The sequence below is a fragment of the Gimesia aquarii genome, assembly GCF_007748195.1.
GTDB classification, from domain to species: domain Bacteria; phylum Planctomycetota; class Planctomycetia; order Planctomycetales; family Planctomycetaceae; genus Gimesia; species Gimesia aquarii.
In genome coordinates this window covers 5,790,627-5,805,118 of record NZ_CP037920.1, presented here as the reverse complement: position 1 = coordinate 5,805,118, position 14,492 = coordinate 5,790,627, and the positions used below count along the sequence as shown (strand labels likewise).

Annotated in this window: 14 protein-coding genes; 2 read left to right on the top strand and 12 right to left on the bottom strand. The window is 42.6% G+C overall.

Annotated features, from left to right (window positions below; genetic code table 11):
• Positions 1–26 precede the first annotated feature (26 nt).
• The 4 genes from V144x_RS22155 to V144x_RS22140 all read right to left on the bottom strand — a co-directional run bounded on the left by V144x_RS22155 (position 27) and on the right by V144x_RS22140 (position 3,878).
• Entirely contained in the window at positions 27–350 is a 324-nt protein-coding gene (locus V144x_RS22155) for a hypothetical protein (RefSeq protein ID WP_144988272.1), read from the bottom strand.
• 375 nt (positions 351–725) lie between these two features.
• Positions 726–2,546 (bottom strand): DUF3352 domain-containing protein, encoded by a 1,821-nt coding sequence (locus tag V144x_RS22150; protein WP_144988270.1) that lies wholly within the window; start codon positions 2,544–2,546, stop codon positions 726–728.
• A gap of 77 nt (positions 2,547–2,623) precedes the next feature.
• Positions 2,624–3,334, bottom strand: a complete 711-nt coding sequence (locus V144x_RS22145; protein WP_144988268.1) for a hypothetical protein — start codon at positions 3,332–3,334, stop codon at positions 2,624–2,626.
• Positions 3,321–3,878 (bottom strand): RNA polymerase sigma factor, encoded by a 558-nt coding sequence (locus V144x_RS22140; RefSeq protein ID WP_144988266.1) that lies wholly within the window; start codon positions 3,876–3,878, stop codon positions 3,321–3,323. The genes V144x_RS22145 and V144x_RS22140 overlap by 14 nt, the downstream gene beginning before the upstream one ends.
• A 549-nt stretch (positions 3,879–4,427) precedes the next feature.
• On the opposite strand from V144x_RS22140, the gene V144x_RS22135 reads away from it, so the two are divergent.
• Both V144x_RS22135 and V144x_RS22130 read left to right on the top strand, forming a co-directional pair.
• Positions 4,428–5,375 (top strand): DUF1559 domain-containing protein, encoded by a 948-nt coding sequence (locus V144x_RS22135; protein WP_144988264.1) that lies wholly within the window; start codon positions 4,428–4,430, stop codon positions 5,373–5,375.
• Between the two features lie 77 nt (positions 5,376–5,452).
• Entirely contained in the window at positions 5,453–5,872 is a 420-nt protein-coding gene (locus tag V144x_RS22130; protein ID WP_144988262.1) for a hypothetical protein, read from the top strand.
• 56 nt (positions 5,873–5,928) lie between these two features.
• Here the strand turns inward: V144x_RS22130 and V144x_RS22125 are convergent, their stop codons facing one another.
• The 8 genes from V144x_RS22125 to V144x_RS22090 all read right to left on the bottom strand — a co-directional run bounded on the left by V144x_RS22125 (position 5,929) and on the right by V144x_RS22090 (position 14,177).
• A complete protein-coding gene (locus V144x_RS22125) occupies positions 5,929–6,141 on the bottom strand; it encodes a hypothetical protein (protein ID WP_144988260.1) in 213 nt (70 codons plus the stop codon).
• A gap of 304 nt (positions 6,142–6,445) precedes the next feature.
• Positions 6,446–7,267, bottom strand: coding sequence for an FHA domain-containing protein (locus tag V144x_RS22120; RefSeq protein WP_144988258.1), 822 nt, complete (start codon positions 7,265–7,267; stop codon positions 6,446–6,448).
• Between the two features lie 420 nt (positions 7,268–7,687).
• Entirely contained in the window at positions 7,688–8,392 is a 705-nt protein-coding gene (locus V144x_RS22115) for a lipoate--protein ligase family protein (RefSeq protein WP_197998580.1), read from the bottom strand.
• 125 nt (positions 8,393–8,517) lie between these two features.
• A complete protein-coding gene (gcvPB, locus tag V144x_RS22110) occupies positions 8,518–9,984 on the bottom strand; it encodes an aminomethyl-transferring glycine dehydrogenase subunit GcvPB (RefSeq protein WP_144988254.1) in 1,467 nt (488 codons plus the stop codon).
• A 65-nt stretch (positions 9,985–10,049) separates the two neighbouring features.
• Entirely contained in the window at positions 10,050–11,405 is a 1,356-nt protein-coding gene (gene gcvPA, locus V144x_RS22105; protein ID WP_144988252.1) for an aminomethyl-transferring glycine dehydrogenase subunit GcvPA, read from the bottom strand.
• A gap of 192 nt (positions 11,406–11,597) precedes the next feature.
• On the bottom strand, positions 11,598–11,984 hold the full coding sequence (gene gcvH, locus V144x_RS22100; protein ID WP_144988250.1) for a glycine cleavage system protein GcvH: 387 nt from the start codon (positions 11,982–11,984) through the stop codon (positions 11,598–11,600).
• A 297-nt stretch (positions 11,985–12,281) separates the two neighbouring features.
• On the bottom strand, positions 12,282–12,737 hold the full coding sequence (gene rpiB / locus V144x_RS22095) for a ribose 5-phosphate isomerase B (protein WP_144988248.1): 456 nt from the start codon (positions 12,735–12,737) through the stop codon (positions 12,282–12,284).
• A 336-nt stretch (positions 12,738–13,073) separates the two neighbouring features.
• Positions 13,074–14,177, bottom strand: a complete 1,104-nt coding sequence (locus V144x_RS22090; protein WP_144988246.1) for an arsenate reductase/protein-tyrosine-phosphatase family protein — start codon at positions 14,175–14,177, stop codon at positions 13,074–13,076.
• Between the last annotated feature and the right edge of the window lie 315 nt (positions 14,178–14,492).

The window sequence follows — 14,492 nt, the reverse complement described above, 5'->3', positions numbered from 1 at the left end:
ATTTTAGAATCGGGATTTTGCTAATTTTAGAGTGAAATATCAGTAGGTTCTGCGACTCTACGATAGCCCATACTGTGTAGTACTTCCAGAACTTCACTCCAGGTTGGGAATTGACGACCACTGCGTCTTTTGTAGTCGTCCATTGCTTTCATAAAGTCGATTTCCTGGTCACTATAGTCGCGTTCGCAGGTTGTGGGATCAATCTGGCGTCTTCGCTCTGTCTTACGTCGATCTACCACATCAACATCTTCATGCTTCTCGTGGATTTCCTCTTTAGATTTCGAAGCTCTTCTACTGACGAGACGACGATCAACGACCAATTCTTTGGGGGCAGTAAGTTGTTTTACCATATTTACGTGAAACCTTATTCGAGGGGACTGGTTGTACCTGAATCAATTTGTATTCGGATGAACTACGAAAAAACAAGATAAAACAGATAGCAAAGCATTCGTTTGCAATCATCATCCCTGGATATCTGATTTTAATATCACAGTCCATTTGTGGAAAAACGGTCCATGAAGCCAAATTTTTTCTGGCCAAGTTAAGAATGTGGAGCTAACTTACTCTATTATTCCCGTCAGAATCGGGTTTGGGTGATTTGTTTAAAATAATTAACACTGATAAAGAAAATCGACATTGCCGATTGAGTAGTTATCCCGATTATTCCAATTATCGGGCGGAATTTTAGTCGGTATGTTCAGAATTGTGTACAGAAGTGAGAAATCTTAATTTGTGGTATCAAGTGAGCCTAAGCCGATGATAACCCGAACTTGCGATTTTTGGAGACCGGCTGCGAAGAAGATGCCATCGAACGATTCGAGTATGCTTTTCAGCCCGGAAAGTTTTTGCTGACCTTTCTGGATGTCTCCCCCCTGTCCCTTGGCAAGCTGTTTTGCGAGAAAGTCAGAATTTTCATCGATAAATGTTCTAATTGATGAAATATTAAGAAAACAAAGCTGATTCTCTTCTTGAAAAAACGTTTCTTTCCATGTTTGGAAGAGCGGAAGTGCCGCCAGACTTTCCTCCGATTTTAATGTGAAGAACTCTTTGATGAGTTCAGGAGAACTGGCAAAGACAATCTGTTGTCCATTTATTCCGTATGCCGGTTGATAAAGTCCAAGTCCTTCAATCCACCGCATTTCGTAGAGATCATGATTTTCAATTCTGAGAATGGAAGGTGGAGTATCATTTTTTAGTTTTGCGTTATGATCTGTAATCATGCTGTTCATCAGATAGTGAACTACATTTTCCAAAGCGATTTGATATTGGGGCTTGCTAGCCTTATTTGTTTCTTGGTCTGGAGATGAAAGCTCTAACGCAACGAGTCCATCAAAGGCGATCGCGTCAAAGGAAAGCTCCTCCCGAGGAATGGAATAAAACAGGAAGTTTGGTCCTAGAGTTTTGGAGAGCTCCGTCACAGGATCTAAGCCTGCTAATAGACCGATACTGACTGCATGAATTTTTTGCCATTTTTCGGGGTGCTTGTCAGCATAAAAATCGATTATTTTTTGTGTCAGTAAATGTACGTTAAGCTGACCTGAGACCACCGCCAATGCATTTTTCGGAATCTGAGAGAAGTTGTTGGGTATTTCTGGAGGAATTCGTAAGATATCAAGCAAGGGTAAGTTGATTGCTTCGGAGTCAAACAGAATAACTGCTTCAAGAGCCACTGTGTTTTGGAGATGAAGTCCAACAGTGAATCCCCCCGTTTTCTTCCACCAGTTAAAGACACCCCTCTCGACATCGTTTTTGGGTGTTTGGATATGCTCATCCCAGATACGTGGGTTCAAAAACACAGAGCCTGCGACACTTTGGGACAATACCGATTGGGCACGTTGGTACATCTTTAAATTGAATATGCAGGCTTGATTTTTGAGAGGCTGCTTTTTGAGGTTCTGGTTAACGTACAGATCGATGGCTGATTGCAAGACTTTCTCATTTTCAGAGGCAATGAGTGTCCCTTCAAGAAAGCCATAGTAGGCCTGAGGTGAAGATTTTTCAGAAGAAGACGTTTTATGGCTGGCTACGTAATAGGGTATGTTCTGGTATGAAGCTGGAGTCAAACTGACTTCTATTTTTTCAGACCAGTTTTCAAAAAGACTTTGAACGTTAGCGGGATCTTTGACACTCGTTAAAAAAAGAAATGAAGGATTCTGTTTAGGACCATTATTAAAGATTGCCAGGCCGAACGATTTGCCAAATATTTTGTTGAGCAAAGGTAGCAGAGGTTGTTGTGTTATGGATTCAATATCTTTCAATCCCTGTTTGAGGTTTTTCACATCTTGGCTTTTTAACCATGATTGAAAGACATGAGATTGTCGAAAACGTGTGACGAGAGGAGAAGCAAGAAATTGTTTTACATGAGAATTGAGATCAGTGGCTTCGATATAGATTCCTGCATTGTCGTCTACTAACTGGCTTAATGGCGCTGATGCTACTGCTGATGAAGCACTTATGGATACATATATCGCTATTACAAATGCCAGTGAAATTAGTAATCGGAAGTGTCGCTCCAGATTTTGTTGGAATGGATACAGCTGTTTCATATGTTTTCTATCCGTGCATTACCAGCGATTATTAAACAGTGAGAAATAAAATGACGTTTGTAAATCTAAAAAAACCATCAAATGTTTGTCGTTTCTTCAGGAACGGAATGGATAATGAAATTCCAGGCGTGGCTAATCTGTTCTTTTAGTGGTTGCATTTCATTATTGATATCATCTACCCAGTTTGATCGATCTGGATTGGCGTCCGTTGATTCCGGTTTTTGAGGAGCAATAGGGACCAGATTCACTGCTTCAGTCATTGCGCCGGCTGTACTTTGAGCAAGTCCCCATGAGGCTGCTCTTGCATTATACAGTAATTGATTCAAACGGTTATTTGGTGTGGCTTGTTTTGGTGAATTCGCTTTTGGTATCGAGCCGATATTCGTGCTTTTAGTAATAGTATTAGGTGGCACTACTTTGGATTGATCCCCCCAAAATTTAAGAGAAACGGCGAATAACAAAATCGTGACAGAAATCATACTGACATAAAGCAAGCGAGTGTTAAGGCGGGGGTTATTGATTGGTGCTGACGATGAATCAAGAGCTTGTACCAATTCGTGTGTGGTTTGTTCAGAATCATTGAGTTGTGTCAGAACTGCTTCGACAAGATCAACTTCAGGAACTGCTTGCTTCCAGGCAGGCAATGTATGTTCCATGATCAAAAAGTCTTCCCAGATTTTGCGGTGTTCTGGCGACAATACAGCCAGATTTTCGAGCTGAGAGCGTTGGTCAAAATTATGCGTTTCGATCATGCTTTCCAGTTTTGTTTGGTATTCAACGAGATTCATGTCTGACCTCTGGTACGATTCCACGCTGTCTTAAGATTGACGCTAATTCTTGTCTGGAGCGGTGGAGCCATGTTTTGATGGTACCTTCCGGTCTATCCAGAACTTCGCCGATTTCTTGACAGCTCATTTGTTCTTGATGAAATAAGATAAAACACGTTCGATGATCTTCACGTAATAGATTGATGGCGTTCTGGAGTTCCTCACCAAGATCCTGTAATGGTTCCGGTGATTGACTGACTGCCAATTCGGGAGCGAATTCTGCAGGAATGGGTCGTTTTGACCGTTTACTCAGAAATGTTCTGCATCGATTGGCGGCGATAGTCAATAACCAGGGTTTTAAAGTTCGTGTGGAATCCCATTGGTGAAGGCTGCGAAATGCACGAACAAACACTTCCTGTGCAACGTCTTCGGCATCATGCCGATGTCCCAGCATACGGTAACAGAGTCCAAAAATAGAACTTTGAAACCTCGCAACAAATGCGCGCATCGCCTCCTTATTACCTTCCAGGCAACTTCGGACTTGCGCCGCATCTTCTTCATTCACAGAGAAATCCCGTTTTAAGTCATGCTTTGTGGACGTTAATTCCAGGCTTTCCTATGCCCACAAATTTCAAAACGACACACATTACAACAGGAATCTGAATCAAAACCTCAGGCCATCTAATTAAATATACCAGTTCGCGCTAATAGAGGTTTCAGGTTATGTGAAGAAATTTCATAAAGACTTAAAATGCAATGGTGTTCATTTGTGATGGCAAATTCTATGAAGCATTGTAATTTAAAAGTGGTAGATAGATCGGTTTAGTATAGTATCCATTTAATGACTAAACTTATTGTATAGAAGGTCTTACGAATTTTTTTTTGATAGAAGATTGACAATGCATATTGCAACAATCATAATTAAGAAACTTCATAAAAGTAAGTGCTTTATTGTATTTTATAAGCATCTTACATCCCTCCTTTAAATATTTTACATGCCTCTGTTAAGTATTTTCAGCTCCTTCCATTGAGTAATTTTCCTGCCACTATTTGCTAACTCATTTTGTGTCTCTTCACAATTTTGTTTCAATTTTTTATATAAAGGATATTGAATATGAGACCATTCCATACTCCCTCTAAACGGGAAGGCTTTACGCTTATCGAATTGTTAGTCGTGATTGCCATCATTGCTATTTTGATTGCCTTACTCCTGCCAGCCGTCCAGCAGGCACGTGAAGCCGCACGACGCAGTACTTGCAAAAATAATTTAAAGCAAATTGGGTTGGCAATGCACAACTATGAAAGCGCACATCGTGTGTTTCCATATGCACATCGAGGGGCCAATGGATGGTATCCACAAGCATGCCATCAACGTGATACTTGGTTCCACCGCATTCTTCCTTATGTCGATCAGGCACCGATGTATAACGCTTATGAAGCGGATTGTGCAAACGTTTCTGCGAGCACTAGTAATCACGTGCATAATATTTCGAGCAGTCAGACATTTGTTCGTACGGCATTACCAGCTTTCATGTGTCCTTCAGACGTAGGGCCTGCATTTGCAGAATCTTCTGGGGTACGTTGGGGAGGAAATTATATGGGATGTATTGGTTGGTCAAGAAACCTCTCTACAGGATCTGATGACGGGATGTTTGGATATGAAACCAAAACCAAGATACGGGACATTACTGATGGGACTTCAAGCACAATGATGTTGAGTGAAGGAGTACAACGTGTGACCGTTCCCACTGGTTTCTCTTGGGGATGCCCTGGTTGCTATTGGATTGGAGGGGCTCATGGTGAAGTCACTTTTACGGCATTTGAAACACCGAATACATCGGCTCCAGATCAAAATTATCTTTGTAAAAGTACAACAGATGTCAATGCGCCTTGTGTCAGCAATACATCTATTCGATGGAATTACGCACGTAGCAAGCACGTTGGTGGTGTGCATGTGGGAATGGCTGATGGTGCTGTTCGATTTATTTCTGAAAATATTGATCAAGGTACATTCCGTGCGTTGGCAACCATTTCAGGTGATGAAGTTGTCGGTGAATTTTAAGTAGCTCAAGATTTAAAGTTTTTTTATTGTCCCTGATGTTTATATCAGGGACAATTTTATTCAACAGGACATATAATATGAAAACGCTCTCAGTTTTTTTGATTTTGGTATGTTTGATAGGAGCGATAGTCGGTTGTGGTGGTTCAAGTGATGGACCTGCAAAGTTTCCCGTGTCTGGAAAAGTAACACTCGATGGTGAACCTTTGGCAGAAGGCGATATTATTTTTCGTGACGTTGAGGGAAGCGCAGCTAGTGCTGCAGGGAAAATAGAAGAGGGAGAATACTCTCTTAGATCAACTGCAGGCAAAAAAGCGGTGGTCATTACTGCAACGAAAGAAATACCGGGTAAAACAGTTGTTGGAGGTGCACCTGACGATGTTCCCACACCAGCGATAGAGCAGTATTTACCAGCACAATACAATACAAAAACTACTTTGGATGCAAACGTCAGTGATTCTGGATCGAATGAGTTTTCATTTGAACTGAAAAGTGAATAGCGTTTCAGTATGGTTCATTGAGCTTTTATTTGACTCGGAGATTGGCATTCAAAAATTTAATGCTTTTGAACACACTCTCTTGCCAGGATACGAGCTTGTTTGAATGCGTGTTTGATTGTATAAGCTCGAGCCTCAACCTGTTCTTCAGTGTAATATTTCCCATGATCACTTTCGGGAAGACCGGCGAGTGCCAGAGTCAGAGGTAGCAGGTCAAGAAACTCACGATATCGTCTCTGAATATCGTTGCTGGCATTGGCTGAATCATTCACTAAAGGATTCTCCCTTTTTCATACGTCATGGTTCGCGAAATCTTAGTCATTGTCAGGGACACTGAAATGATATAAGTTACAATCTTTGAACGATCGAACTTTATTCCTTGTCTGATCTCTTATAATAATTCTCGCAAACGTCTTTCAGAAAAGCAATGGGAACTCAATAGAATGAAGAAGCTAATGTCGGGAATTTGAATTACGAACTTTGACCAATGTTGTTTTCAACATTGGTATTGCATTCAATGAATGGCGATCGCATTGTTGAAAAAATGCACGCAGATGAGCGATGATTTGATCTTTGTTACTCTTGATTCTTTACACCGGTTTCTTCAGGCGGTGGTAGAGTAACTGGTGGCAGGTCTGGGACGACCGGCTCATTCTCTGCGTTTTCTGGTGGTTGTTGAGGAGGTGGTTGCTGGGGATAGCCTTGTGGTGGCACCTGGTACTGTTGAGGGTAGGCTGGCATCGGTTGTTGAGGATACCCTTGTTGTGGGTAGTACTGAGGTGGCATTGGGTATGGGTATTGTTGTCCGGGTGGCATCTGTTGTGGTGGATAAGGATACTGTTGCGGAGGGTAGCCTGCTTGTTGGGCTTGTTGCTGTTGTTCTGTAGACAGAATTTGAGTATCCCCAGTATAGACCTCAGGAGTCGATGGTGTTTCAGGAGCGGGAGTCGTTTCTTCAGGAGCCGCAGCAGGTGTTTGAGAATCGTCATTAGAACGAACCGGAATATCGAACACAGTATCTGACCCAGTCAGAATTTCTCCACTGGAAGGTGCTTCGGCAACAGCTCCCGGGTCATTTTGTGAACTTTCAGCATCTGCTGACTTGGCAATAATGATTTCGAAGTCGAGTTTACCGACTTGGATCTTATCGCCATGCGCGAGTTGAATTTCACCCTTAATTCGTTTTCCATTGACTGAAGTACCATTAGTACTACCAAAGTCACGAAGGCGAACGCTGTATTCGTCAACTGTGAATACACAATGATGTCGACTAACCATGTCACTGTTGGGTCGTAAGTGGCAGTCTTCTTCTCGGCCGATTAAAAATTTTTTGCCTGTAATTGGAATTTGTTTTCCGTTATGACGACCGCCTATTACTTTTAACGCAGGTTGCAACATAAATCGTCCACTCCATAGGTTTCATACAGAACACATGATAGTTCTGAAATATGGTTTGACTGAAATCGTTCAGTCGTCCTATCTCCGATGACTTGTCGTTGGAACAAAAGAAGCTTGAAATGAACAAGAAACAGAAATGAGTGAAATAATTTCTAATATTCAAATGAAAGGAGCAAATTACAATGCTCAACTGGCCCGCATTGTGTGGTTTGACTCACTTCATCGTAAGTAAAGATCCACTACTGTTTTCCGTAACACTAAATTTTTATAGATTAATATATCTACTATATAAGTAACGCTATCACGCCTGTAGTGCTATGTCAATGAAGATAAAAGACAGAAGCGCCATGTAAATAATTTCTTAATAATACGGATAAGTTCACTTGATTTTGGTAACTCCTGATCTAACAACTGATAAGACTATTTCTTTCGTGAGTTCCAGGTAGCTTGTGAATACTTATCTTTTTCCAGATGGTTAGCAAGCGAGAATTCCTCGTCAGTCAGGTTTTGATACTTAAGAGGCAGATTGACCGCTTTGGCAATAGCCTGAGAGCATTCCTCAGACAATTGCATTAGAAATTCTTGCTGGTACAAGCTGGTTTGTTCTACTAGATTCAGGAGGCCTGGAAATTGAGGGGCGTATTCCGAAGTCAGTAGTAAAAGGCTTCCGTGCTGTACTATTGCACCCTTTCTTCGCCTTTGAGCACTTCCGAGAATCTTGTGCCCAAGATATATCAGATCCCGTTCATCACCACGACCAAAACAGAGAAATGGTTCTGATTTAGCGGTAACGGAAACACCACGAAATTCCACTTTGAGCTGATGAGCAGACAAGACATCAATCAGTGGTTGATGAATTGTCAGGTAGAGATCTGGTAGTGACTTGGAAAGCCGATGGCTGGCTGGAATCGTAAAAGAATAGGTTAGCTCATGGTGATGTAAAATAGCACCACCTCCTGAGAGTCGACGCACTCTGGAAAGATCTTGCCAAACATCGTTATTCTGTTCGGTATCATTTTTTTGAAAGTAACCGAGAGAAATTGTAGGTTTTTTCCAGCGGTACCAGCGTAACGAACAAATATTTTGTGAAGCAGCGGATTCTAGTAGAGATTCATCAATGGCCATATTCCAACTCCCGGTTAAAGGAGCAGGCTCAATTATCAGACGACAGAAATCCGGAGGTGAAGGATGAGTCATACTGTGAATCAGACTGTAGTGTGATATTTAATTTTATGCATTCAAAAAACCTGTTATGGTTCGCAGCACTGCAGAATTGGGTTACGGGCAGCAATGACTTCATCAGGCCTACTGATGTCGGTGCTGTGCGGCGCCTCGTGTAGAAACTCTGGATCTTCCTTTACAATCTGGCGGATTATCTCGGCGAACGCATCTAGAGTTTCTTTTGATTCAGTTTCCGTTGGTTCGACCATGATGGCTTCAGGTACAACCAATGGGAAATAGACTGTTGGAGCATGAAAACCAAAGTCGAGCAGTCGTTTCGCGATGTCCATCGCGGTGATCCCATTTTTGGACTTCATTTTTGAGGCAGAAGCCACAAACTCATGCATACACAAATCACCATTGGGTACGGGGAGCACATCCTTTAGAATGACTTTGAGATAGTTTGCATTCAGAACCGCATTTTCAGAGACGGCTTTTAAGCCTTCTGCTCCGAGTGTTCTCAAGTAACAATAGCCTCGTACTAAGATTCCGATATTTCCGTAGAATGTTCGAATGCGTCCTATGGATTTGGAAGGGTTTTCCAGTACAAATTGATTTTCTTCCGAATCGGTTTTCGTTTGTTTGATGACTGGGCCAGGTAGATAGTCAGCCAGGAAGTCGCGAACCGCAATGGGACCTGCCCCTGGTCCACCAGCACCGTGTGGACCGGTGAAAGTTTTATGCACATTAAAATGCATCATATCCCCTCCAAAGTCACCAGGGCGTGTGTAACCGAGGATGGCGTTCATGTTGGCACCATCAATATAAACGAGACCACCTGCATCATGCACCATTTGCGCTATCTGTTTGATGTCTTTTTCAAATAGCCCCAGTGTATTGGGGTTTGTAACCATGAACACAGCCGTCTGATCGTCTAGATGTGTTTTGAGGTCGTCTAAATCAACCAGTCCCTCTTCACTACTTTCCAGTTGCACACAGTCAAATCCAGCAAGAGCTGCACTTGCCGGATTGGTTCCATGCGCACTGTTAGGAAATAGTACTTTGGTTCGATTTTCTCCACGATCTTCAAAATATGCTTTCGCAGTTAATAATGCAGTGAATTCTCCTTGGGCTCCTGCAGCTGGTTGCAGAGAAACCGCAGGTAATCCTGAAATTTCAGCCAACATTTCCTGCATTCCATACAGTAATTCCAGCATACCTTGTAGATCTGACGGGTTTTGATACGGGTGTAAATCAACAATTCCAGGTAGTCCAGCCAGTCGTTCATGACGTTTGGGGTTGTATTTCATAGTACAGCTACCCAAAGGGTAAAAATGGGTATCTACACACATATTGAGGGTTGATAAATTAACAAAATGTCGAATCACATCTGGTTCTGTGACTTCGGGCAGGTCTGTTGGGTTAGTGGCCAAAGCCGATTGGGGGATCAATTCATTCAGTGGTTTTTCAGGTACATCTGAATCAGGAAACAGAGCACCACGTCGGCCGGGTTGGGAAAGAGCAAACAGTAATTCGGTAGCCAATTGATTTCGCATGAGTATTGCTTTGAAATATCTGAATTAAAATAGTGGGTCGTGTTAAGGAGCCTCTTGCTTGGGGGCTATGCTTTTAATGCTTTTACCAGGCAGTCAATTTCTTCGCGCGTTCTTTGTTCTGTAATGGCGACAAGTACTCCAGTCCGGTACGTCTCAGAACTATTTTGAAAATCAAAGCGGGATAGTTCTGGCCCGAGATCAAAGCCAGCCTGGCGTGCTTTACGTAGAAGATAATCAGGACCTTCAGAGCAGCTTAAAACAAATTCTTTGAAGAAAGGGCGATCTTTGAATAAAAGACTGATTCCCTCGATTTGGCAAAGTTGTTCGGCAGCATAATGTGCTTTTTGGCATGAAAGCTCAGCCACTTCACGAATTCCCTGTTTTCCGAGCAGGGACAAATAAACGGTGGCGCGGATTGCGATCAGCCCCTGGTTACTACAGATATTACTCGTTGCTTTATCACGACGGATGTGTTGTTCTCGTGCTTGTAGATTTAGTACAAAACAGGATTTGCCGTTTCGGTCAACAGTTTGGCCAATCAATCGACCAGGCATTCTGCGAACAAACTTCTTGCTACAGGAAAATAGACCCAGATATGGACCACCGAATTGTAAAGGAGTTCCCAGCGACTGTCCTTCTGCGATGGCAATGTCTGCACCATAATCACCGGGACGATTCAAAAGACCGAGACTGATCGGATCATAAGAAACAACTGATAAAGCACCGTACTTATGGGCAATTTCTGTCAGTTGCTCAGCTTCTTCCAGTGTTCCAAAAAAATTAGGGTGCTGTATAACAAGGCACGCCGTTTGATCGTCCATCGCTTTGTCAACATCAGCAGGGGCGACACAACCATTAATACAGGGAACAACAATTACTTCACAATTCAGGTGATTTAAGTATGATTCTACTACCTGTCGATATTCAGGGTGCATTGACTCCAGTAAGACGATTCGGTTATGGCGGTTTGTAACACGCATCGCCATGAAAGTGGCTTCACTGACACAGGTACCTCCCTCATACAGGCTGGCATTCGAAACGTCCATGCCAGTTAATCGGCAGATCAATGACTGGAATTCGAAAAAGGTCTGCAAGCTACCCTGGCTGGCTTCCGCCTGATAGGGGGTATAGGCGGTATAAAATTCTCCACGTCGGGCAATCTCATCGACGGCAGCAGGAATGAAATGATCATAAGCGCCGCCACCCAACATACAGACTCGCGAACTCGGACCGATATTTTTTTCTGCCAGATTCGAGATGTGTGACTGTAGTTCCATTTCTGTTAGTGCTGGAGGGATATTAAGCTTACGCTTTAGACGTAACTCTGAAGGAATTGTTGCAAACAAGGCTTCCAGGGAATCAACGCCGATGACGTTTAGCATTTCTTGCTGTTGTTCTGGTGTGTTAAAGAGGTAAGGCACTGTTCACTCGTTTTAAAGCATATATTATGATGGAGTTGATCGACTCAACTGTTATGATTATAGGCGCGGGGCAACCATGGGAACTCTGTATATTTGTAATTTATAAGATGGGCAGAAATCACTTTCCTTCCTGGTGTCGGCTTTGAACAATGTTTCCTGAAATCTGCCTGATTCGGGAACGGAGTAATGTCTTTAGTGTGCTTCCGACTCACAAAACTTGCGATACTCTCCGGTATTCATAAACTGATCCAGTTCTGCTGGATTTGATATCTTGACTTTTGTGATCCATCCAGCTCCAAAGGGGTCATCTGAAAGTGGCGACTGGTCATCGACGAGAGCACTGTTTACTTCAGAGATTTCGCCACTGATAGGGGCATACAAGTCACTGACAGCTTTAACACTTTCTACTTCCCCAAATACTTTACCTGCTTCACAGCTCGAACCGACTTCTGGTAGCTCAATGTAAACGAGATCGGTCAACTGATTGACAGCAAAATCGGTGATTCCTACCGTTGCAATCTCACCTTCAACGCCGACCCACTCATGAGTTTTAGTAAATTTTAAATTGCCCTGATCCATTTTTGTAAAACCCTCTGTTCTAATTCTTTGCTCAAGAATTCAAAGTAGCGTTTGACTTGAGAAAAGAGGCCAAAAGTTCCCTGATAACTCTTCGTTGACGATACAGAGATTTGGTCGGTTTGAAAAGGAATCTGTGCGGGAAATTCCGCGACTACCACAGTATATCTATAAGATCGGGATGCCGCGACAAAAGGAGGCTAAGAGGAGTTTGAACGTTTTGGATTCAGAAGGCCCAGTATGTCTAATAATCAGAAGGAAGTGGGGAAAATCTGTTTAGATTTCATAAGCTGACGAAAACTACTGAGGAGGCATGTTTTGCTCTTCGACTTTATTCAATTTTTCCAGACGACGGGCATGTCGGCCTCCCTCAAACTTCTCTTTGAGCCAGATTTCGATCATACGATTGACGAGTCGATCTCCGAGTAAATCAGCAGAAAGGCAAAGGACATTTGAGTCATTGTGCAGACGGCTCATTTGCGCAGTAATATCGTCATGACATGGGGTTGCTCTGACTCCCGGAAACTTGTTTGCGACGATGCACATCCCCATTCCTGTACCACAAATCAAAATACCACGATCAATAGCGTTTTTTCCGATGTCTTTTGCTACTTTAACAGCATAATCTGGGTAGTCTACACTTTCACCATCATCAGGTCCGTAATCGAGTGCTTCATGGCCTAACTGATTTAATAGTGTGAGGATTTTCTCCTTAGTAGTAAAACCTCGGTGATCACTGGCAACTGCTATTTTCATTGAGACTCTTTAAATTCACAGATACATTAAGATGGGAAAAAATCAAAACCACTACAGATCCAGAAGATCAATGATGTGTATAGCTCTATTTTAGGCTGACACCAGTGAGTTCCACTTTGTTTTTCCGGACTTTATCATAGATAAAGTCTGACTTTTAATTGATGCCTTTTTAAAATGATAATTCTCTGTTGAAAAAGGCATTAACAAGATCTTCATACTTATAAAGGGTAATGGTTTACAACCTATTATAGCAAGAGTGCCCTTGTACCAGTTATCAAATTTTTCAATGGAAAAAATCATTTAATTCAGGTAGATAGGGTAAAAAGCATTGTCAATTCAAGGGACGTTGATTTGTGCGATTATTGACTTCAAATGCCTCTCAATTTCTTTTTTGCAATCTACGTAGCATTGAAGGCCTCCACCAATGGGGTCAGAAATGTCGTTCCCTTCGGGTGAAAGCAGTTTGACAGTCTCGTTTAGATCAGGTCGTTCTGCCAGAATTGCTAAACGATGTCCTTGAGTCATGGTATAGATATGATCCGATTGATCAAGCAGTCGTTCAGTCAGTGGCTGGCTCTCGTGGCCTCGAATATCAATTCCTTCTTCCGCCAGAATCGCAACGCCTTCCGGGCTGGGGGGGGCACCGAGCGCAGCGGCCAGACCGGCAGAGCCAATGATAAAGCCCTGGTCGGCCAATTCGTCTTCCAGGCAGCCAAGTTTGTCTGAGAGTAATTTGCGGAATAGTCCTTCCGCCATCGGACTGCGGCAGGTGTTGCCTGTGCAGACAAACATGTAAATTTCACTCGATAATCTTTTCAGGGTGGTTTCAGTAACAACACCTGGTTCTTGGATCTGCCAGTTGTTATCGGATATAGAGACAATGGTAGATTGATCACCAAAACGAGAGGGGCCATCATCAATGATCAAAGCAACTTGTCCATTAAAATCAGCCATTATGGAATCGGCAGTCTGATATTTTGATTGTTCGTTTAATAAGACCAGCGGTGCCGGAGAGAGCCGCATGGTCTGGAAAATAATTTCATGGGCAGGAGCCCGTAAACGTACATGGGCGCCTGGACTGATTTGTGCCTGAATCTCTCCGGGGATATGCGAGAATAAGCTGTTACTTCCTGGACGATTCATTTGCAGAATCACAGGACCAGGCCAGCAACGTTTAGCCAGTTTTCGGCCTATGGGAGACATATCTGGCAAATAATCGAGTCCTTCGTCAAATCCCTTCACACAGATCACAAGTGGTTCATCTGTATTTGAAAGTAATCTAAGTTTCTTCATCGCTGAGGAATTAAGGGACTGGCCCGCGATGACATAAGCTGTCGCCGTTGGAAAAGCGACTAATTCCCCGTTCGCCAGATGTTGAACAGCAAGATGTATCACATCACGGGGGTCGTCAGATTGTTTTAGATTGATCCGTTCGGTCATGGACAATTTAAGCCTTAATTTCCTTACAGAAATTTTTTTCTAACGCAACTCAAGGGTTAAAAATGTCAAGATTTTCAGGCCCATCACGAATCACGATCAATATATATAGCTGCTTAGATATTATTGATTTGAATGTACCGATATCTCATTGATCATAACCGTTCAAATTGCATTGATCAAGCTGCTGGAATATTTGACATTCATAAGTTATTATCCTTGGAACGTTTATGACACTTATAAGAAGAATGTTCTTTCGTGATTTTTAAGAATGTTGGAAATCATAGCGAATTCTCATTACTTGACAGTTAAGATGCT

Coding starts and splice junctions, on each gene's coding strand:
- gcvPB (WP_144988254.1), bottom strand. CDS start 9,984: ATGCGAAATCAATTGGCTACCGAATTACTGTTTGCTCTTTCCCAACCC.
- V144x_RS22130 (WP_144988262.1), top strand. CDS start 5,453: ATGAAAACGCTCTCAGTTTTTTTGATTTTGGTATGTTTGATAGGAGCG.
- gcvH (WP_144988250.1), bottom strand. CDS start 11,984: ATGGATCAGGGCAATTTAAAATTTACTAAAACTCATGAGTGGGTCGGC.
- rpiB (WP_144988248.1), bottom strand. CDS start 12,737: ATGAAAATAGCAGTTGCCAGTGATCACCGAGGTTTTACTACTAAGGAG.
- V144x_RS22145 (WP_144988268.1), bottom strand. CDS start 3,334: ATGAATCTCGTTGAATACCAAACAAAACTGGAAAGCATGATCGAAACG.
- V144x_RS22115 (WP_197998580.1), bottom strand. CDS start 8,392: ATGGCCATTGATGAATCTCTACTAGAATCCGCTGCTTCACAAAATATT.
- V144x_RS22135 (WP_144988264.1), top strand. CDS start 4,428: ATGAGACCATTCCATACTCCCTCTAAACGGGAAGGCTTTACGCTTATC.
- V144x_RS22090 (WP_144988246.1), bottom strand. CDS start 14,177: ATGACCGAACGGATCAATCTAAAACAATCTGACGACCCCCGTGATGTG.
- V144x_RS22155 (WP_144988272.1), bottom strand. CDS start 350: ATGGTAAAACAACTTACTGCCCCCAAAGAATTGGTCGTTGATCGTCGT.
- V144x_RS22150 (WP_144988270.1), bottom strand. CDS start 2,546: ATGAAACAGCTGTATCCATTCCAACAAAATCTGGAGCGACACTTCCGA.
- V144x_RS22120 (WP_144988258.1), bottom strand. CDS start 7,267: ATGTTGCAACCTGCGTTAAAAGTAATAGGCGGTCGTCATAACGGAAAA.